Origin of the sequence: Rhodococcus phenolicus, assembly GCF_001646785.1 — a bacterium.
Taxonomy (GTDB): Bacteria; Actinomycetota; Actinomycetes; order Mycobacteriales; family Mycobacteriaceae; genus Rhodococcus; species Rhodococcus phenolicus.
In genome coordinates this window covers 32,079-55,211 of the sequence record NZ_LRRH01000002.1, presented here as the reverse complement: position 1 = coordinate 55,211, position 23,133 = coordinate 32,079, and the positions used below count along the sequence as shown (strand labels likewise).

Sequence of the window (23,133 nt, the reverse complement as noted above, 5' to 3'; positions counted from 1 at the left end):
TCCGGGCTTACACCGCTTCCGTAACGCGTACACCCCCTCCGGCAGCCCGGAGGGGGTGTACGCGTTCTACCGGAGGTGTAAGCCCTGTGGCGTGACGACGTGCCCACTCGGTCGCGGGCCGCGCGCCGCCCGCGCGATCGCCTCCCGCACACGGGCGACGACGATCTCCGGTCTCTCCAGGTCCGCCCACACCCATCGCACGACGACCCACCCGGCCTCGCGCAGGCGATCCTCACGCTGCTTCTCCCGGAACACCACCTCTTCCGCGGCGGCATCCGCGACACCGTCGCGGCGGTATTTGACGCGCCCGTCGAACTCCCCGATCACACCGTGTTCGGGAAGCAGGAAATCGACACGCGCCAGCCACTGCCCGCCACCCGCATACACCTCCGCCTGGGTATACGGAATCGGCAGACCCGAGCGGACGAACAACACCCGGCTACGCGATTCGCCGACGCTGTCGCTGTGCCCGCACATGAATCGCACAGCCCGAACTGCCTTCGCGTTGCCCGGATGCGACGGATTCCGGGCAAGAATCGCAGAGACCTCGGCACCGGCGACTCCTGCTGTCCTCATCGCGTGGTCACCGGCGACCACCGCCTGCTCGAACGGCAGCGTGCGGGCCAGATCGGCGACCGTCCTGGCCACCGACATCACCGCCACACCATCGATGTCGACCACTTCGTCGGCCTCGAAGTGTTCGGCATGCAGTATCCGGCCGCGACTGCGTCCGTTTCCCCCGCTGCGACCACAGGTCAGGTGCACGTCGTCGAGCGGTGTTCGCCACAACTCCAGACCGTGCGCGATTGCAGCGGACACGTGCCCCAGCACCGTGCCCGGGCGGGCGATCTGCGCCGCCGCGAGAGCGCGATACAGGTGCCTGCCCCGTTCGTCCGCGTCCGCGTACACCCGGGTCGGGACATAGACACCGCGGCTCAGCCGGGTCCAGATTCCCGATCGGCACAGCCGTCGGATCTCGATGTCGGTGACGCCGCGCGCATGCGCGTCGCGACGCCGGATGATGTTCTCCGATTCCCCCATGACGACCAGCGTCACGCACGGACCCGGTGACGATCTCCCCCGAACGCCCGCACGGGGCGGATCTGTGGATGAATTACCCGCCTGTGGATTCGAGTTCGAGCGCGGTGGACAATTGCGGCCACGAAAGCCTCAGTTCGTCCTGCCAATACCCCCACGAATGGGTGCCCTCGTTCCGGAAATGGAAGGTCGCCGGAATACCGAGATCGTTCAGCCGTCCGGCCAGCGCACGAGTGCACACGTTGGTGGCCGCTTCGATGGTGCCGCCGACGACGATCTGATCGGCGAGCGGAGGCGACTGCGGGGTGCGCGGCAACGCCGGGTTCTCGTACGGGCCGGGCAGTCCGGTGCCGTTCGAGATGTACAGCGACAGTCCACGCAGTCGCTCCGCGTTCAGCGTGGGGTCGTGGTCCTTCCATCCCGGCCCGTCGAACGGACCCCACATGTTCGTGGCGTCGATCTCCCCCATCACTTCCACGACGGAGCGAATATAGGCCTGCCCGAGCGGGGTTCCGGTCTGGGCGCATCCGCTGTAGGACGCGGCGGCCCGGTACAGGCCCGGCGCCTGGATGGCCAGATCGAGGGCGGAGGTCGCCGACATCGACAGTCCCGCGATCGCGTTGATGCCGTTCGCCCCGAGCACCTCGTCGACCACCGGGGGCAGTTCGCGGGTGAGGAAGGTCTGCCATTTCTGCCGGCCGAGTTTCGGGTCGTCCTGTTGCCAGTCGGTGTAGTAGGTGAACATTCCCTCCGCGGGGATCACCACGTTGGCGTTCTTGTCACCCATGAAGTCGAGGATGTCCGTCTGGTTCAGCCAGTTCGCGCCGTCCTCACCGCCGCCCGCCCCGTTGAGCAGGTACAGCGTCGGACGGGGACTGCTCGTGTCGGCGGGACGAATCACCTGCAGTGGAATGACACGTTCCATGGACGGCGAGTAGACGAACACATCCCACCTGCGCTCGTCGATCCGCTCGATGCGATCCACGGAAGCCGTCGTGGACGTGCTGTGCTCCGTCACGGGAGTTGCAGTCGCCACCCCGAGCGGGGTCATACCGAACGCGAGGACGATGCCCGCGCACAGTCCGGTACGGCGTAGCAATTCGCTGTACATTGCCGAGAATTCCGCCTTTACGCTCACACCGATCGTCCGGAGGGTACCGAACGTTCCTGCCGATTTGGTCACGGGAACCCGCCGTCCGTCAAGATCTTGTTCAGGACGGGCACGATCGTCTCGAGGGCTTCCGGCGAGGTCATCCCCCAGTGCGTCGACGGAACCGGGTGGTCCCGCACCACGCCGGTGACCGCATCGCGCCATCCTGCGGCACCGTGTGCCCGCGCCGGAGCGTCGTCCGCAGCGGTGAAGTAGACGAGGTCACCGTCGAAACGCTCGGGTTCGTACCGTGTCGTCAGTCCGGCGTTCCGTTCGGCCGCAGCGAGCAGCCGCGCCACCACCTGTTCCGCCTGCTCCGTTGAAATGCCGTTCAGCGCCGCCAGGGAATCGACGATGCCCGACGCGTCGTCGCCGACTGTCTCCGGGTCGAATCCGAAACCGGCGAGCACCTCGCGCATCGGAACCTCGGCCGCCTCGCCGGTGGCCGCGTCCGCGCCGGTGAAACTGTCGAGCATCACCAGCAACTCGACCCGCGCCCCGGACCGCTGCATTTGCACCGCCATCGCGTGCGCGATCACGCCTCCGAGCGACCATCCGAGCAAGCGGTACGGTCCTTCCGGTTGTACCTTTCGAATCTCGTCGATGTACCGCCCGGCCAGTTCCTCCAGGGAATCCGGGGTGAACGATTCGTCCGAGACCGCCGGGGTCTGCAGTCCGTACACCGGCACACCGGTATCCAGCCGACGGGCAAGTCCCGTGAAGCACCAGGCGAGCCCGACGATCGGATGCACGCAGATCAGCGGGGTACCCGTCCCGTTCTCGCGCAACGGAAACACCGGCCCGAGCGTGTCCACCGCGTCCGGCCCGGCAACGTCCGCAATGAGGCCCGCCAAGCCCTCGACGGTCGAATCCCGGAACAACAACTGCAGTGGCACTTCGCAACTCAGTTGCGCACGTAGCCTTGCCGTCACCTGCGTGGCCAGGAGCGAGTTTCCGCCGAGCGCGAAGAAGTCGTCGTCGAGCCCGACCCGCTCGACGTCCAGCACATCGGCGAACACCGCAGCAACCGTACGCTCGACCGCGCCCTCGGGCGCCCGGAACTCCCGGCTCTCCGGCACCGGTTCGGGCAACGCTTTCCGATCCAGCTTGCCGGACGTGTTGAGCGGCAACGCATCCAGCATCACGATCGCGTCCGGAACCATGTACGACGGCAGCACGTCACCCATCGCGGCGCGCAGGTCGGAAGGTGCCCCGTCACCTGCCGGTACGATATAACCGACCAGACGGCCGGAGTGCACCGCGACCGCACCCGCCGCCACCTCGTCGAGGCCACGCAGCACGGTTTCGATCTCGCCGAGTTCGATCCGCAGACCACGGACCTTGACCTGGAAGTCGTTGCGCCCCAGGAACTCCAGCTCGTCGGCGGATGTCCACCGTACCCGGTCGCCGGTGCGGTAGAGCCGGTCACCGGAGGTGAAGGGGTCGGCGACGAACCGTTCCGCCGTCGCACCGGGACGGTTCTCGTAGCCTCGGGCCACCTGCGGTCCCGCGACGTACAGCTCCCCCGGAACACCCACCGGTACCGGCTGCAGGAACGGATCGAGGACGTACACCGCGGTGTTCCACACCGGCACACCGATCGGCACCACGCCGGAACCCGAGTCGCCTCCGATCCGATGGGTGATCTGCACGGTCGTTTCCGTCGGCCCGTAGACGTTGTGGACGTGCGCGCCGAACGTCTCGGCGACGCGTGCGGCCGTCACGGTCGCGAGCGCTTCACCGCCGGAGAACACGTGCCGCAACGGCCCCGCCGTCGCAGCCTGATCGAGCATCGGTTCGAGGACCGACGGCACGAACTGCGCGACCGTGATGCCCTCGTCGGCGATCACCTTCACCAGATACGCGGGATCGGTGTGCCCGCCGGGATCGGCCACGACCATCCGCGCGCCGATCCGGAGCGGCAGCAACACCTCCCACACCGACGCGTCGAAGGTGACCGGTGTCTTCCAGAGGAACACGTCGTCCGATGTCGGACCCGTCTCGCTGCGCATCCACTCGAGCTGATTCACCAACGCTCGATGCGGCACCGCGACACCCTTCGGCACCCCGGTCGAACCCGACGTGAACAGCACGTACGCGGTCGAATCCCCGTGCAACGGGGTGAGCCGTTCCGCATCGGTGATCACCGGTGCGGTCTCGGGCCATTCCTCGCCGCCGAGATCCACGATCGCGGGACCCGCCGGCAGGCGGTCGCGCGCAGTACCGGCGGTGATCGCCACGACCGGCCGCGCCACGCCGACGATGTGGGCGATGCGTTCGGCGGGATGCTCCGGGTCCAGCGGGACATAGGCGCCACCGGACTGCAGCACGGCATGGATCGCCACCAGCAGATCGACGCTCCGGGGCAGGCACACCGCCACCCGCGCTTCGGGACCCACTCCGCGTTCGATCAACCGGGCCGCCAGGTGATGTACCCGCGTCGCGAACTCGCGGTAGGTCAGCGAGCCACCCTGATACTGCACCGCAACCGCGTCCGGGGTCCGATCGACCTGTTCCACGAACGATTCCGGCACAACAGTTCGGGGAACGGTGTGCGAGACCGCGTCGCCGAGGGCCAGCACCTGTTCGCGTTCGCCGGCATCGAGCATCGGTAGCCGGGCCACGATTGTTCCGGGTTCCTCGACGACCGCGGTCAGCAGTCGCTCGAACCGCCGCGCGAACGACGTCACGGTCGCGGCGTCGAACAGATCGGTCGCGTACGTCCAGCCCACGTCGATTCCGGCGGGTGCTCCGGAGTCGTCGAACGCCTCGCGGACAGTCACCTGCAGATCGACCATCGCCTCGCGGATGTCCGCCTCGATCGCCGAGATCCGGACACCGGGCAGTTCGAACTGTGTCCGCTCCATGTTCTGCAACGTCAGCATCACCTGGAACAGCGGATTGCGGGCCTGCGTGCGCGCCGGGGCGAGGACGTCGACCAACCGCTCGAACGGCACGTCCGCATGCGCGAATGCCCCCAGCGCGACCTCGCGTGCACGAGCGAGCAACTCCGTGAACGGCTCCGCCGGAACCACTTCGGTCCGGAGGACGAGCGTGTTGACGAACATCCCGATCATTCCGTCGAGTTCCTGCTCGCCACGACCCGCGACGGGTGTGCCCACGGAGATGTCGTCACTGCCACTCAACCGGGAGAGTTCGACGACGAGCACCGTGTGCAACACCATGAACAGCGTCGCCTGCCGGGCGCGTGCCAGATCCAGCAGCCCTCGATGGGTCCGCGCGTCGATCGTCATCCGGTGCTCGGCGCCACGGCGGGATGCGACCGCAGGACGCGGCCGGTCCGTCGGCAACTCCAACGCGTCGGGTGCCCCTGCGAGGGTGTCGCGCCAGTACGAGATCTGACGTGCGGCCGGACTCCCCGGATCGTCCTCGGACCCGAGAACCCGGCGCTGCCACAGGCTGTAGTCGGCGTACTGGACGGACAGCGGAGCCTGTGCGGGGGCCTCGCCCATCGAGCGTGCCGTGTACGCGATCATCAGGTCGCGCAGCAGCGGTCCCGTCGAGAATCCGTCCGCTGCGATGTGGTGCACCACCACGACGAGGACGAACTCCCGGTCGGTGATCCGGAACAGCCCGGCACGCAACGGCACGTGCGCGGTGACGTCGAACCCCGCCCGGATCACACCGGTGACGGCGGTGACGATCTCGTCCGGGTCGATGTCGACGGGTGACAGGTCGAGCGGCACCTCCGATGCGGGCAGCACGAGCTGCACTCCGGAACCGTCCACCTCCGGATACACGGTCCGGAGGATTTCGTGCCGCGCCAGCAGGTCACCCACCGCCGCGCATAGTGCACCGACGTTCGGATCGCCGGTCAGCCGGACCGCGGCCGGGATGTTGTAGGTGGCCGATTCCGGATCGAAACGGTTCAGGAACCACATCCGCTGCTGCGCGGGCGACAGCGGGATCCGTTCGGGCCGTGGACCGGACACCAGCGCCGGACGGCCCCCGGTCCCGGAGTGCTGCTCCGCGCGCACCGCGAGTGCCGCGACGGTCGGAGCCTCGAAGACGAGCCTCAACGGAACACTCGCGTCGAGAGCGGCCGAGAGCCGGGCAACCACCTGGGTGGCGACGAGCGAGTTGCCGCCGAGTGCGAAGAAGTCGTCGTCCGCTCCGACCCTCTCGACGCCGAGCAGATCCGAGTAGACGGCGGCGACGATCTCCTCCACGGGTGTCGCCGGCGCCCTGAACTCGGTGGTCCCGACGACGGGCGCGGGCAGCGCCCGTCGGTCCAGTTTGCCGTTCGCGTTGAGGGGCAGCACGTCGAGCGGGATGTAGGTGGCCGGCACCATGTAACTCGGGAGCCGTTGCGCCAGCGCGTCCCGTACCGTTGCCGCGTCGAAGCCCTCACCGTCGGGAACGACGTAGGCCACCAGCCGATCACCGGTCAGCGCGTCGTGGTGGGCCACCACGACCGCGTTCGCGACGGTGTCGAGACCGCGGAGAGCCGACTCGATCTCACCGAGCTCGATACGGAAGCCGCGGATCTTGACCTGGAAATCGGTGCGGCCGCGGTAGGAAAGGGTCCCGTCGGCATTCCATACGACGAGATCGCCTGTGCGATAGAGCCTTCCCGCGCCACCATCCGGAGCGAACGGATCGGCGACGAACCGTTCGGCGGTGAGGTCGGGGCGTCCGAGATATCCGCGCGCAAGCTGTACACCCGCGAGATAGAGCTCACCGGGAACGCCCACCGGCACCGGACGCAAGCGCGCGTCGAGAACCAGGGCCCGGGTGTTCCAGGCGGGACGTCCGATCGGCACGTCGAGCGAATCGTCCTCGTCCACCCTGTGCCAGGTCGCCGACACCGCCGCTTCGGTCGGACCGTAGAGATTGAACAGTTCGGCGTCCGGATCAGCGGTGCGGAAGCGCCGCACCACCTCGGGTGTGAGTGCTTCGCCGATGGCGAGGACCCGACGCAGTGCCGGACCGGACGGACCGTTCGCCGCGGTGGTGATCGCGTCGAGCATCGACGGCACGACGTGCAACGTCGTGACCGCCCGCCGGCGGATGGTGTCGACCAGGTATGCCGGGTCGCGGTGACCGTCGGGGTCGGCGACGACGAGCCGGCCACCGGAGACGAGCACGGACCAGAATTCCCAGACCGACAGGTCGAAGGTCGCGGCGGTCTTGAGCAGCGCCGCATCCGTGGGGCCGAGTCCGAAGCGGTCCGTCTTCCAGATCATCTGGTGGGCGGCAGCTTCGTGGCTGACGGCGACACCCTTGGGCCGCCCGGTGGAACCGGACGTGAAGATCACGTACGCGAGGTGGGCGGGCGTCAGCGGGGTGAGCCGCTCGTCGTCACCGACGGGGCCGGTGGCCAGTGCGTCGGATTCCCCGTCGTCGATCACGATCGTGGCCCGGCCGGTGACCATCACGTCCCCGCGGCTGGTGAGCACGCAGAGCGGATTCGCCACGCTCAGGATGTAGTCGGTCCGCTCTGCGGGCTGGGCCGGGTCGAGGGGCACGTAGGCGCCGCCGGCCTTGGCCACGGCGTACATCCCCACGAGCAGCTCGACGGACCGTCGCATACCGAGTGCGACACGTGTTTCCGGTCCGACTCCGGCAGCGATCAGGCGCCGGGCGACGCGATTGATCCGGGAGTCGAACTCGCGGTAGGTGAGTTCCGTGTCACCGCACTGCACCGCGACCGCGTCCGGTGCGGCGGCTACCTGCGCGTCGAACATCGCCACGAGAGTGGTTGCGGGCACGGAACGTCCGGTGTCGTTCCACTCGGTGACGATCCGGTGACGCTCGGCGTCGTCGAGTATCTCGATGTCGCCGACGGGCGCCCCGGGCGCGGCGACCACGGCACGCAGGACCCGCACGAACCTGTGCACCAGCTCGACCGCCGTGGACTCGTCGAACAGCGCAGTGGCGTAGGTGAGGTGACCGGTGATGCCGTCGGGGCTGCCCGCGTCGTCGTACCGGTCCTGGACGATCCAGTGCAGGTCGAATTGGGATGTGCGGTGGGCGAGTTCGACGAGCGACGCATCGAGGCCGGGGAGCTCGAGTGTTCCCTGCGCGAAGTTCTGGAAGGAGAAGCCCACCTGGAACAGCGGATGCCGGGCGGTGGAGCGCGGCGGATCGAGCACCTCCACCAGACGCTCGAACGGCACGTCGGCGTTTCCGAAGGCTTTCAGATCCGCGTCGCGCACGGTCTGCAGGAGTTCGTCGAACGTCGCGTCGTCTGCGACCCGCGCGCGGAGCACGAGGGTGTTGACGAACATTCCGATCAGGTCGTCGAGCTGCTGATCGCCGCGGCCGGCGACGGGTGTACCGACGGTGATGTCGTCGCTGCCGGACAGTCGCGCGAGCAACACGGCCAGTGCCGCGTGCACCGTCATGAACAGGGTGGCTCGTCGCCGGTGGGTGAGGTCGACGAGTTGTGCGTGCAGGTCCGCATCGATGTCGAAGTCGATGCGCCCGCCGGCGTACGACTGCACGGCCGGGCGTGGCCGGTCGGTGGGCAGATCCATCTGGTCGGGAATCCCGGCGAGAGCGTCCCGCCAGTGCGCCAGCTGCTTCGAGACCGACGACGCCGGATCGTCTTCGGAGCCGAGCAGATTGCGGTGCCACAGCGCGTAATCCGCGTACTGCACGGTCAGCGGTGACCACGCCGGCGCCTCTCCCCCGCGATGCGCCACGTAGGCGGTCAACAGGTCGCGGGTCATGGGCGCGATCGAGAATCCGTCGGCCGACACGTGGTGCACGACCATCGCGAAGACGTGCTCGTCGGGCGCGAGCCGGAACAGCCGCATCCTCAGCGGAACGGAGGCGGTGACGTCGAAAGGCCGTGTCGTGAAATCGGTGACGAGATCGGGGAGGTCGACGGCGTCGGCATCGACGACGTCGATCTGCGTGGTGACGGTCGAGGTGGGCAGCACGACCTGGACCGGGCCGTCGGATGTCTCCGGGTACACGGTGCGCAACGCCTCGTGCCGGTCGATCACGTCGACGATGGCGGCGCGCAACAGGTCGAGGTCGATCTCCCCGGACAACCGGAGCGCCATCGGCAGGTTGTACGCCGTCGTTTCGGGATCGAAACGGTTCAGGAACCACATCCGCTGCTGCGCGGGCGAGAGCGGCACGTGTTCCGGCCGGGCGCCTGCGGTCAGTGCCGGCCGCGCACCCGTGCCTGCGGTCCCGGAGATCGCGGCGGCGAGCGCAGCGACCGACGGGGTCTCGAACACCGCGCGGACCGGAACGGTCGTGTCGAGCGCGACCCCGAGCCGGGCGACGAGCCGGGTGGCGCTGAGCGAGTTTCCGCCGAGCGCGAAGAAGTCGTCGTCGAGGCCGACGCGGTCCGCGCCCAGCAGGTCGGCGTACACGTCGGCGACGGTCTGCTCCACGGGACCTTGCGGGGCACGGAAGGGCCGGGATTCGAAGGCGGGCACCGGCAGCGCCCGCCGATCGAGTTTGCCGTTCGCGGTGATCGGCAGTGCGTCGAGCAGAACGATCTGCGCCGGCACCATGTAGCCGGGCAGTTCGTCGCCGAGTCGGTCGCGCAGGCGCTGCGGGTCGGCGCTGTGTCCGTCCGCCGGGACGGCGTAGCCGATGAGCCGGTCGCCGGTGTGGGCGTCGGCGTGGAGCACGACCACGGCCTGCGCGACGTCGCCCCCGCGGGTGAGGGCGGACTCGATCTCCCCGAGTTCGATGCGCAGTCCTCGCACCTGGACCTGGGCGTCGCCGCGCCCGACGAAGTCGAGTTCTCCGGACGCCGTGCGGCGCACGAGGTCTCCTGTGCGGTACATGATCCCGCCGGTGAACGGATTCGCGACGAACCGGGATGCGGTGAGCGCCGGGCGCCGGTGATAGCCCCGCGCGACCCCCGCACCCGACAGGTACAGTTCACCGATCACGCCGTCGGCGACGAGGCGCAGTCTCCGGTCGAGGACGACCGCACCGGCCCCGGCGATGGGTGCGCCGATGGTGATGGCGTCGCCCGGGGCCAGCGGTGCGGTTTCGGTGATGATGATGGTGGTCTCGGTCGGGCCGTAGCTGTTGACGAACCGGCTGTGGGTTCCGAATCGTTCCACGAGTTCGGGTGGGCACACGTCGCCGCCCACGACGACCGCCTCGAGGTCCGGGAAGGGACCACCGGTGACGGTGCCGAGCGCGGCGGGGGCGGTGAGGATGTGCGTGATGCGTTCACGGCGGATCAGGGCGCCCAGTTCGGCGCCGCCGACGATCTCGGGGGACGCGACCACCATGGTGGCGCCGGCGGAGAACGCGGCGATCTGCTCGAACACCGACGCGTCGAAGCTCGACGACGAGAACCGCAGCATTCGCGATGCCGTCGTCAGCTCCAGTTCGGGGCGGTGCGCAGCGGTGAACGCGGCGAGGCCGCGATGCGTGACGACGACGCCCTTCGGGGTGCCGGTGGAACCGGACGTGTAGATCATGTACGCCGCCGACCGTGCCGTGATCGCCGGGGCGAGCGGGGTATCGGGGTGCTCGTCGGCGTCGACGGTGAGCCACGGTATCTCGGCCGGACCGTCGCCGATCCCGAGGCGTGCCCCCGAATCGGCGAGCAGGTAGGTGATGCGGGTCGCGGGCAGCGCGGGGTCGACGGGCACGAACACCGCACCGGTCTTGGCGACCGCCCAGACGGCGACGATCGCTTCGATCGACCGCGGGAACGACAGGGCCACCGTGGTTTCCGGGGCCGCGCCGTGCGCGATCAGCTTGTGGGCGAGCCGGTTCGACGCGAGATCGAGTTCGGTGTAGGTGAGGCTGCGATTTCCGTCGGTCGCGGCTGTCCCGTCCGGATTCGCCGCGACGCCTGCGGCCAGGATGTCGGGGAGCAGCAGTGCCGGCAGCTCGGCGGGAACGGCGTGCGCGCGTGCCCGGGCGGCGTCGGACTCGTCGAGGACTGGCAGGTCACCCACCGCGACGTCCGGATCGGCAGCGACGGTCCGCAGCAGTCGCGCCCACCGTTCGGTCAGGACCACCGCCGTCGCGGCGTCGTACAGGTCCGTCGCGTAGGTCAGCGACGCGGCGAGCCCGCCGTCGTGGTCGTCGCGCACGGTGAATTCGAGATCGACCTTGGCGACGTCGATGCCGGGATCGACTGGTTCGACCGAGAGGCCGGGCAGGTCGAGGACTCCGGTGCCCTGGTTCTGCAGCGACAACGTCACCTGGAACAGCGGCGAGTGGGCTCGGGAGCGAACGGGGTCGACGGCGTCGACGACGTCCTCGAACGGCACGTCGGCGTGCCCGAACGCGGCGAGGTCGGTGTCGCGGACCCGGTCGAGCACCTCCCCGAACGCGGCGGCGGAGTCGATGTCGGTGCGCAGCACGAGGGTGCCGACGAACATTCCGACGAGGTCGTCGAGTTCCGCGGCGCCGCGACCGGCGACGGGTGTTCCGACGCTGACGTCGCCGGTGGGTCCCAGCCGGGCGAGCAGTACCGCGAGCGCGGCGTGCAGCACCATGAACCGGGTGGCGCCGTGGCGGCGGGCGAGGTCGTCGAGGGCGTGCACCGTACCGGGATCGATGCGGAAGTCCGTGCGGGCGCCGCGTTGCGAGGCGACCGCCGGCCGCGGTCGGTCCGTCGGCAGGTCGAGGACGGCGGGTGCGTCGGCGAGCGTCCGCGTCCAGAACGCGAGTTGCTGCGCCGCGAGCGACTGCGGGTCGTCCGGATCTCCCAGGACGGCACGTTGCCACATCGCGAAGTCCGCGTACTGCACGGCGAGCGGCTCCCACTCGGGGGCGGCGCCGGCCAGGCGCGCGGTGTAGGCGACGAGGATGTCACGGGCCAGCGGCACCGTCGAGGCGCCGTCGGCGGCGATGTGGTGCACGACCACGACGAGGAGGTGTTCGTCGTCGTCGACGCGGAGCAGCGCACCGCGGATCGGCGCCTCGGAGGTGACGTCGAATCCCCGCGCGAACACCGCAAGCATCTCCTCGCGCACCGACCCGTACTCGACGGAGCGGGGGGTGAGGTCGAGCGGGGCGTCGTCCAGCACGACCTGGTGCGGACCGGCATCGGACTCGGGGAAGACCGTGCGCAGACTCTCGTGCCGTGCCACGACGTCGGAGACGGCAGCGGCGAGGGCGCCGGTGTCGAGCCGGCCCGCCAGCCGCACCGCGACGGGGATGTTGTAGACCGGGGACCCGGGATCGAACCGGTTGATCAGCCACATCCGCTGCTGCGCGGGCGAGAGCGGGATGCGGGCCGGCCGCGACCCGGCGGTCAGGGACGGCCGGTGCGGCGCCGCCGTACCGACCGCTGCCGCGAGCGCCGCGACCGTGGGGTTCTCGAAAACCGTCCGGACCCCGAGTGCCGGATCGAGCCGTGCGATGACCCTGGTCGCCGACAGCGAGTTGCCGCCGAGCGCGAAGAAATCGTCGTGCGCGCCGACGCGCCCGAGACCCAGGACTTCTCCGAAGGCGTCCGCCACCCGCTGTTCGGCGCCGTCGCGGGGAGCAACGAATTCGACTGCCGCGAAGACTGGTTCGGGCAGCGCCCGGGTGTCGATCTTGCCGGCGCCGGTCAGCGGGAACTCCGGGACGATCGTGATCGCGGACGGCACCATGTAGGCGGGCAGCGACTGTGCGAGGTGTTCCGTCAGCTCGGCGGATCCGAGCGCGGTGTCCGCTGCCGGGACGACGTAGGACACCACTGTCCCGGTCGCCGGGTGCGGCACGGTGACCGCCGCGGCGACATCCCGGTGGCCGGTGAGGACCGCGTCGATCTCCGGCAGTTCGATGCGATGGCCGCGCACCTTGACCTGGAAGTCGGTGCGGCCCAGATAGTCCAGCTGATGATCGCCGGTCCAGCGCACGAGGTCGCCGGTGCGGTACAGGCGGCCGGGCGCGAACGGATTGGCGACGAATCGTGCCGCCGTGAGGGCGGGGCGGTCGTGGTAACCGCGTGCGAGTCCCGCGCCGTGGACGTACAGTTCTCCCGGCACACCGGTCGGTACCGGACGCAACCGGGCATCGAGCACCACCGCGCCGGTGCCCAGCACCGGACTGCCGATCCGGACCCGGTTTCCGGCCACCATCGGACCGAAATGGGTCGCCATGATGGTGGATTCGGTCGGACCGTACGCATTGAACATCTCGCGGCCCGGCGCCCAGCGCTGCACGAGCGCCGGCTCGCACGCCTCGCCGCCGACGATCACGACGCGGGTGCGGTCGAGTCGTGCCGGGTCCACGGTGGCGAGCGCCGCGGGCGTGAGGAACAGGTGGGTGACCGGCGCGAGGTGGGCGGCGAGTTCGGTGCCGCCGTACACGTCGGTGGGGATGAGCACGAGCGTCGCTCCCCCGCCGAACGCCATGAACATCTCGAGCAGCGACGCGTCGAAGCTCGGTGAGGCGAACGCCGCGATGCGATCCCCCGGCCGCACCCGGTAACGCAGTTGCTGTTCGGCGACGAACGCGCCGAGGCCCCGATGGGTGACGACGACCCCCTTGGGCAGCCCCGTCGAGCCGGAGGTGTAGATCAGGTACGCGGCGTCGTCGAGGTGCGGCACCGCCCGGGTGAGCGGCGCCGGATCACCGGCACCGTGCGGTGACACCCAGGTGACCGTGTCCGGCAGCGTGTGGCCCGCCGACGCAACGCCGATCCGGACCCCCGAATCGCCGAGCATGTGCTCGATCCGGGCACGCGGGTAGTCCGGGTCGACGGGCAGGAACGCCGCTCCGGTCTTCGCGATCGCCCACAGCGCGACGACCGAGTCCACCGATCGCGCGACCGCCGCCGCCACCACCGAGCCGGGCGCCGCGCCCGCGTCGATCAGGGTGTGGGCGAGCATGTTCGAGCGACGATCCAGCTCGCCGTAGGTGACGGACTCGTCGTCCGAGATCAGTGCGACCGCGTGGGGGTCGCGGGCGGCATCGGCGAGCAGTTCCGGCAGTGTGCGGTACGGCGCCGGCTCGGGGGTGCGGAGCAGCATCGCGTGTTCGGCGGCCGACAGCAGGTCCAGATCACCCACGGCGGCAGACGGATCGGTCGTCGCTCCGTCCAGCACCCGCAGGTACCGGTCGAGCAGCACCTCGGCGGTGGCGTCGTCGAACAGGTCCCGCGCGTACGTCAGCGCCACGGTGGCGTGGTGATCGTGCTCGGTCACCGCGAATTCGAGATCGAACTTTGCGATCCCGGAATCGACCGGCAGCAGCTCGATTCCGAGCCCGGGCAGGGACACGGATGACGGACGCGGGACCTCGAGCGCGAGCACCGTCTGGAACAGCGGATGGTGCGAGGTGGCCCGCGACGGTGCGAGTGCCTCGGCGAGCCGCTCGAACGGCAGGTCGGCGTGCTCGTACGCGGCGAGATCGATACCGCGGACCTGTCCCAGCACCGCGGCGAACGAGTCCTCCGCGGCCACACGCGTGCGCAGGGGCAACGTATTGACGAACATACCGACGACATCGTCGAGGTTCGCCTCACCGCGACCGGCGACCGGCGTGCCGATCGTGACGTCGCCGTCGCCGCCCATACGGGCGAGCAGAACCGCCAGTGCGGCGTGCAGCACCATGAACAGCGACGCGTCCCGGGTGCGGGCCAGTTCGGTGAGTCGCGCATACAGCTCCGCGTCGACGGTCGCCGAGACCGTCCCGCCGCGGAATGTCGGCACGGCGGGCCGTCGTCGATCGGTGGGCAGGTCCGACACCTCGGGTGCGTCCGCCAGACCGTCGCGCCAGTAGGTGAGCTGGCGGCCTGCCACCGAATCCGGATCGGTGGCGTCGCCGAGCAGATCCTGTTGCCACAGAGCGTAATCGGCATACTGTACGGGCAGTGGTACCCAGGACGGGGCGGTGCGTTCCGCACGGGCGGCGTAGGCGGTGACGAGGTCGCGGGCCAGCGCCTGCATCGACCACCCGTCGATCGCGATGTGGTGCACGACCAGCACCAGCACGTGTGCGTCGGCGCCTTCGCGCAGCACCGTCAGCGCGACGGGGGGTTCGGAGGTGACATCGAACCCGCGGCCGATCACCTCACGCAGACGTTGTTCCAGGGGGCCGTCGAGCGAGCCGACGGCGAGGATGTGCCCGGCCTCCGCGACGGGCAGAACGTCCTGGTAGGGACCGTTCCCGGAATCCGGGTACCGGGTGCGCAGCGTCTCGTGCCGCTCGACGATGTCGGCGACCGCCGCCTCGAGCGCGTCCGTGTCCAGCGTGCCGGTCAGCCGCAGCGCGACCGCGACGTTGTAGGCGCCGGACGCGGGATCGAAGCGGTTGACGAACCACATCCGTGCCTGTGCCGGCGACAGCGGTACGCGCGGCGGTCTCGGGCGGGCCGACAACGACGGGCGCCGGGCCCCGCCGCGCTGCAGGTCGACGACGCGCGCCAGCCCCGCCACGGTCGGGTTGTCGAACAGGTCACGGACCTGGAGCCGGGTGCCGAAGGCCTCGTCGAGCCGGGCGAGCAGCCGGGTGGCGGTGAGCGAATTGCCGCCGAGATCGAAGAAGTTCGCGGTCGCTCCGACGCGGTCGCGGTCCAGTAGTCCCGCGATGGTTCCGGCCACGACCTGCTCGGTGCCGGTAGCCGGTTCGACGTGCTCGGCCGACGCGAATTCCGGTGCCGGCAGCGACTTCCGGTCGATCTTCCCGTTCGGGGTGACCGGAAGCGCGGCGAGCCCGACGGCGACGGTGGGCACCATGTGCCGGGGCAGGCGGGATCCGGCATACGTCAGGGCGGCGTCCGCGTCACCGACGAGGTACGCGACGAGGTGCTCCCCGGTCGCGGGATCGTGGTGCAGCACGACGACCGCCTGGGTCACCGACGGGTGTTCGAGGAACACCGCTTCGATCTCACCGAGCTCGATCCGCTGGCCACGCAGCTTGACCTGGAAGTCGGTGCGGCCGACGTACTCGAGTGCACCGTCGTCGCGCCACCGCACCAGATCACCTGTGCGGTAGAGCCGGCCGGTCCCGTGCGGATCGGCCACGAATCGACCGGCGGTCTGCGCGGGCGCCCGCTGGTAGCCGCGCGCGAGTTGCACTCCCCCGAGATACAACTCTCCTTCGATGCCCACGGGGACGGGACGCAGGCGCTCGTCGAGCACACGAACCGTCGTGTTCCACACGGGCGTGCCGATCGGAACCGGGGTTTCGCCGGGGACCGTCCGGTGGGCGGTGACGTCGACGGAGGCCTCGGTGGGGCCGTACAGGTTGTACAGCGGGGCGTCCAGGACCGCGGCGAAGCGGGCCACTGTCGCCGTCGTGAGCGCCTCACCGCTGGTGAAGACCTGTCGCACGCTCGCGCACCGCGCCGGATCCCCGTCGATGAGGAACACGTCCAGCATCGACGGAACGAAATGTACTGTGCTGACCCGGTGTTCGGCGATCACCCGGGACAGGTACCGCGGATCGCGGTGCCCGTCGGGGGTGGCGAGCACGAGGGTGGCGCCGGTGAGCAACGGCCAGAACAGTTCCCACACCGACACGTCGAAGGTCGCGGGGGTCTTCTGCAGGACCACGTCGTCCCCGTCCAGCGGATGGTGTCCCTGCATCCACAGCAGCCGGTTGACGATTCCGCGGTGCGAGATCGCCACACCCTTCGGTCGGCCCGTGGAACCGGACGTGAACAGCACGTACGCCAGGTCGTCGGGTCGCAACGGAGCACGACGATCCGTGTCGCGAACCTCGGCGCCGGAATATTCGTCGGCTGGGGGCAGCGCGTCGAGCACCCGCACGGGGCGGGCCGTGTCGAGGATGTGCGCGGTGCGACCGTCCGGCTGATCGGGATCGATCGGCACGTACGCGGCACCCGCGGTGACGACGGCGTGGATCGCGACGAGTTGCGGCAGCGACCGCGGCATCGCGACGGCCACCAGGTCGCCGGGGCCGATCCCGTCGGCGATCAGCGACCGCGCCACCCGGTTCACCTGCTCCGCGAACCGTCCGTAGGTCAGGGTTTCGCCACCGTCGACGACGACCGCCGTGGCGTCTGCGGTCTTCACGTTCTGCTCCGCGAGGAGGCCGGCGAGCGTGACCTCCGGCAGCGGCACGGCCGCGCCGCGCTCGAACGCCGCGATCCGGTCGCGTTCCCCGTCGACGAACACGTCGATGTCGCGCAGGTGCATGTCCGGATGGGTCACGAACGTCTCGAGCAGCCCGACCAGGCGTGCCGCGATCCGCTCGACCGCGGACCGGGCGAACAGGTCGGTGCGGTAGCGCACACTCAGCCGCAGCCGCGGTTCGAGGAGGGCCATCACGGTGAGCGGGTAGTGCGTCGCGTCGCGGGCGTCGATTCCGGTCACCCGCATGCCGGCGAGGTCGGTCGTCTCGTCGAATCCGGCGCGGTCGACCGGGTACGACTCGAACACGGTCAGTGTGTCGAACAAGGTGCCGGCACCGGTCCGGTCCTGGATCTCGCCGAGCGCGACGTGGTGGTGGTCGAGCAACCGCACCTGCTGGTCTTGGACGCGCCGCAGCAACTCCGCGACCGTGTCGGTGGGCTCCCACCGCACCCGTACCGGCAGTGTGTTGATGAACAGGCCCAGCATGTTCTCGACGCCGGGCAGATCGGCGGGGCGACCCGACACGGTCGCGCCGAACACCACGTCGCGGCGGGCGAGCAGCCGCGACAGCAGCAGTGCCCACGCCGTCTGGACGAGGGTGTTGACGGTGACGTCGGCGTCACGGCGCTCGGCGAGCGCGTCGAGCAGCGTGGCCGGCAGCGCGACCTCCACCGGATCCGGGTTCTCGGACAGGACGGCGGCGGCGTGCGGCGCGATCAGGGTGGGTTCGGTGATCCCGGCCAGCACCTCGTCCCACGCCGCGAGCGAGCGGTCCCGGTCCTGCTCGCGCCACCACCGCAGGTAGTCCCGGTACCGCGCGGGTTCGGGCAGGGCGTCGCGAGAAACATAGTGCGTCAGCACTTCCCGAACGAGAAGCGGCATCGACCAGCCGTCGAGGACGAGGTGGTGGTTGGTCAGCACGAGCACCGCACGATCGGGCGCGGTCCGGGCCAGGACGGCGCGCAGCAGCGGCGGACGCGCCGGGTCGAACGGAAGGACGCGTTCGGCATCCAGCAGCGCAGTGAGCCCGGCCGCGTCCACGTCCACCTCGCGCCACGGCAGGTCCGCGTGGTCGAGCACGAGCTGTACCGGTGTTCCGGCGTCGTCGTGGACGAAGGCGGTACGCAGCCCCGGATGGCGGGCCACCACTGCGTGGACCGCGGCACGCAACCGCGCCGAGTCGACGGCACCGGAGAGGTTCAGGGTCAGTTGCGCGACATAGACGTCGAGCGAGCCGGCGGCCAGCCGCGAGTGGAACAGTAATCCGGTCTGCAGCGGCGGCAGGGGCCAGATGTCGCGCGCATCGGGGTATTCGGCTTCCCATCGTTCGATCTGCCGCTGGTCGACGCGGACGAGCGGTACGTCGGACGGTGTGAGGCCACCGGCGTCGGGTCGTCCGACGTGCACGGCCAGTGCGTCGAGCGCACGGGTCCACCGCTCGGCCAGATCGGTGACGAGCCCGGCCGGCACGGCCCGGGGCGGGTACGCGAACGTCGCGGTCAGGTGAGGGCCGTCCGGTCCGTCGACCACCATCGCGTTGATGTCGACGGCCGCGGCGACGGCGAGCGCCGACCCGCGCCCGGCGTCGAGGTCGACGGCATCGGGCACCCAGCCGATCTCGCGGACCTCCGCGGCGACGTGGCCGGAGGTCAGCCGGCCGAGGTAGTTGAACGAGATCTGCGGGGCGGCGGGCGCCGCCAGGACCGGGCCGGCCTCGGCGTCCAGGTACCTCAGAATCCCGTAGCCGACACCGTGATTCGGAACTTCGGCGAGGTGCTCCTTGACCGCTTTGACGGCGGCACCCGCGCTCGCACCGCCGGCCAGTGCGTCGTCGACGTCGATGTCGGCCGGCAGTGCCGGGCGTACCGGGTGGATGCCGGTGAACCATCCGACGGTGCGTGCGACGTCGGCGCCGGCGAGGTCGCGTCCGTGTCCCTCGAGCATGATCGGGACCGAGCGGCCGTAGGGGGCGACCGCCAGCGCGAGGGCGGTGATCAGGCCGTCGGCGGTGCCCGCGCGGAACAGGGCGGGCAGGCGCGTGAGGATCGCTTCCGTGGTGGCCGGACCGAGATCGACTCGGACGCGCTCGACGGTGGCGAGGGTGTCGATCGCGGGATCGAGCGGCACCACCCCCGGCAGCGACTGCCCGTCCGCGAGGACGCGCCGCCAGAAGTCCGTCTCGCCGGCGTAGGTGCGGTCGCGCGCCGCGTCGTGCAGGGCATGTGCCCAGCGGCGGTAGGACGTACCGACGTCGGCGAGGCCGGTTTCGGCGACGCCGCTGCCCGCGGTCGCGACCTGCATCCACGCCTGGGCCAGATCGGGCAGCAGCACGCGCCAGGACACGCCGTCGACGACCAGGTGGTGCGCGAGGATCAGCAGTCGTCCGTGGCCGGCGCCGGGATCGAACCAGACGCACTGCACCATGACACCGGTTGACGGGTCCAGCCGCTGCGCGGCCTCGCCGCAGGCGACCTCGGCTGCCGCCCGGATCACGTCGGGATCGTCGATGTCGCTGCGGGGAACGGCCTTTCGGGCGATCTCCACGGTACCGCGGGGAGCCTCGGCGAAGACCTCCCAGGTCACGCCGTCGAACGTCGAGCGCAGGACGTCGTGGCGGGCGACCACCGCGTCGAGCGCGGCAGCGAGGTGTTCGACGGTCAGTCCGGCCGGGGTGGTCACCAGCACGGCCTGCGCGAACCCGGAATAGTCTCCGCGGCGCATCATCTCGTGTGCGATCGGGGGAAGCGGAACCGTGCCGACGCCGCCACCGTCGAGTTCGGCGAGGACGGTCTCCCGGGGCACCGCGGTGGCGATCCGGGCGAGCGTCGCGATCGTCTTGTGCTCGAAGATCTGCCTCGCTGTCAGGTGCAGGCCCGCCTCCTTCGCGCGGGCCGCGAACTGCATCGCGATGATGCTGTCGGCACCGAGCGCGAAGAGCGAGTCGTCCGCGCCGATGCGGTCGACGTCGAGCAACCCCGACGCGATCTCGACGAGGAGCTGCTCCGAACTGCTCACGGGGGCACGGAATTCCGCTGTCGCGAACCGCGGTGCCGGAAGCGCGGCGCGATCGAGCTTCCCGGCGGGCGTGACCGGCACACGGTCGAGTTCGACGACGGCGCCCGGCACCATGTGCGACGGGAGCATCCCCGCGACACCGGCGAGCAGCGTTTCGGCGTCGAACGCACTGCCCGCCTTCATCAGCACGTAGGAGACGGGGACGACCGAATGCCCCGTGTCGTGCACGATCGTCGCCGCATAGTCGACGCCGTCCAGTTCGCTCAGGGCGGCGTCGATCTCACCGAGTTCGATGCGGAACCCGCGGATCTTGACCTGGAAGTCGGACCTGCCGACGAAATCCAGCTGATGATCGTCCGTCCAGCGCACCTCGTCGCCGGTGCGGTACAGCCTGGTTCCGGGCTCGAACGGGTTGGCGACGAACCGGCTCGCGGTCTGGCCGGGACGGCGCCAGTAGCCGCGTGCGAGACCCGGCCCGCCGAGGTAGAGCTCCCCGACGAACCCGACGGGCACCGGGTTCAGCCGCCGATCCAGCACCACCGCGGTCACCCCGTCGAGAGGCCGGCCGATCGTGATCGGGTCGCCCGGGACGAGCGGGTCCCCGGCGGTGACCACGATGGTGGTCTCCGTGGGGCCGTAGCTGTTGACGAAACGTGCCGTGCTGCCGAATTTCTCGACGAGGTCCGGGGTGCACACGTCGCCGCCGACGACGACCGCCTCGAGGTCGCCGAGCCCGGCCGGATCGACCGTGGTGAGCACCGTCGGCGCCGAGACGATGTGTGTGATCCGGTGCCGGCGGAGCAGCCGGACGAGGTCGTCGCCGCCGAGGGTGTCGGGAGGTGCGACCACCATTGCCGCGCCCGCGCTGAACGCCTGCAGCATCTCGAAGATCGACGCGTCGAAACTCGCCGACGAGAAACGCAGCATCCGCGACTGCGCCGTGAGACCGAGTTCGGGCCGTGCCGCGGCGCCGAACGTGGCCAGGCCGGAATGGGTGACCACCACGCCCTTCGGCGTGCCGGTCGAGCCGGAGGTGTAGATCATGTAGGCCGGATTCTCCGGTCGCGGCACGACGGCCGCAGCACGCGACGACACGGCATCCGCGCCGATCACGTTTTCGTCCACGGCAATCCAGCGGATGCCGGCAGGCAGCGACCCGACGCGGCCCGGCACGGTCAGGCCGAGGCGGGCACCGCAGTCGCGCACCATGTATTCGATGCGTCGAGGTGGCAACGCCGGGTCGATCGGCACGAATGCGGCCCCGGTCTTCGCGATCGCCCACAGCGCGATCAATGCCTCCGCGCTGCGCTCCATGCCGACCGCGACGAATTCCTCCGGTGCCGCGCCTTCGCCGCGCAGCACCTCCGCGAGCCGGTCGGAACGTGCGTCCAGCTCGCGGTACGACAGGACGCGGGTCCCGTCGATGATCGCCGGTCCGTCCGGGTTGCACGCGACACCGTCCGCGAGCAGGTCCCGCAGAAGCCGCACGGGAAGCGCCCGCGGGCCGCGGCAGGGCACGAGCGCGTCACGTTCGTCGTCGTGCAGCACATCGAGATCGCCGAGGGCTCCGGGGGCGGAGACGAACCCGGCGAGGAACTCGACGAACCGGGCTCGGTGTGATCGGAGTTCGGCGCGCGTGTAGAGGTTGGGGTTGGCCTCGAAATCGATGGCGGCCGGATCGTCGGGGCCGCTGGGGTAGATGTTGAGCGAGAGGTCCTCGGCCGGGCCCGTACTGAGCACGTGCAGCTGTCCCGTCGCGGCGCCGAGCCGCACCCGGCCGTGGAACATCATGATGTTCACGGCCGGACCGAAGAATCCACGGGCGGCGCCGCCGTATCCGGAGTCGCGGCGCATGTCCTCGGCCCGGTACCGCTGGTGGCGCAACGCGCCGGTGAGTTCGAGCTGAACCCGTCGCATGAGATCGCCGGCTGTGTCGTCGGGATCCACCGTGACGCGGATCGGGACGACATTCGACACCATTCCGCCCGATCGGCGCAGTTTCGCCGTGGTTCGTGCGGACACGGGCAGGCTCAGGACGACGTCGCGCTCGCCGGTGACCCGTGACAGGAATGCGGCGAACGCCGAAACCACGACGGTCGCGAACGTGGTGCCGGGCGAGGCGGCGAGGAGCCGGTCGACGGCGCCGGATATGTGATCGGGCAACGGCTCGCTCCACCGGACCGGGTGTGGTCCGACCGGGGCAGCACGCCCTGCGAGACCGATCGGGTGCGGCAGATTGGCAGTCCGTTCGGACCAGTAGGCGCGGTCGGACTCGAAGCGGGTGGACGAACGGTAGCGAGCCTCGTCCTCGATGATCTCGGGGAGCGCGTTGACGGCGAATGTCGCGGGGGCGCGATGCTCGACCGCCGCCGTGTACCGCTCGGCCGCACGGTTCGCGAAGGTCATCGCCCCGTAGCCGTCGAGGGCGATGTGGTGGATCCGGGTGTAGACCAGGTGGCGTTCGTCCGCGACGCGCAGCACCGCGCACACGATGAGCCGATCGCGGAGCATGTCGAGCGGTGCTCCCCATTCCGCCCGCATCCACGCGATCGCCGCGGCTTCGGGGTCGGCCTCGCCGCGCAGGTCGACGATCGTCATCCGGTCCTCGAGCGTGTCGTCGACGACCTGGTAGGGGGTGCCGCCGTCCTCGTAGAGACGGAGCATTCCGGTGCCCAGTTCCCGCGCGGCGTCCGCGGCCGCGTCGGCGAACACGTCGGCGTCGAAACGGCCGCGAACGTCGAGGTATTGCGCGATGGTCAGGGGCACATCGCCGAGAAGATGCTGGGCGAACCAGATGCCGCGCTGAGCGGCAGACAGTGGGAAACCCTCAGTGAGGGCGTGTGTTCCGGTCGTCGCATCGGGTCGCAACCTCGGTGACACGCTCCTCCTTCCGTGCGTCCCGCACCAGCGACAGGCGCATAGTTACTAAAGAAA

3 protein-coding genes are annotated in these 23,133 nt (G+C 70.1%); all 3 read right to left on the bottom strand.

The window, feature by feature from the left end; translation table 11 throughout:
• Positions 1-66 precede the first annotated feature (66 nt).
• Positions 67-1,056, bottom strand: a complete 990-nt coding sequence (locus A8G15_RS01100; RefSeq protein WP_245687672.1) for a type IV toxin-antitoxin system AbiEi family antitoxin domain-containing protein — start codon at positions 1,054-1,056, stop codon at positions 67-69.
• Between the two features lie 58 nt (positions 1,057-1,114).
• Positions 1,115-2,149 (bottom strand): alpha/beta hydrolase, encoded by a 1,035-nt coding sequence (locus tag A8G15_RS01095; protein WP_082899590.1) that lies wholly within the window; start codon positions 2,147-2,149, stop codon positions 1,115-1,117.
• Between the two features lie 68 nt (positions 2,150-2,217).
• On the bottom strand, positions 2,218-23,079 hold the full coding sequence (locus A8G15_RS01090; protein WP_082899589.1) for a non-ribosomal peptide synthetase: 20,862 nt from the start codon (positions 23,077-23,079) through the stop codon (positions 2,218-2,220).
• Between the last annotated feature and the right edge of the window lie 54 nt (positions 23,080-23,133).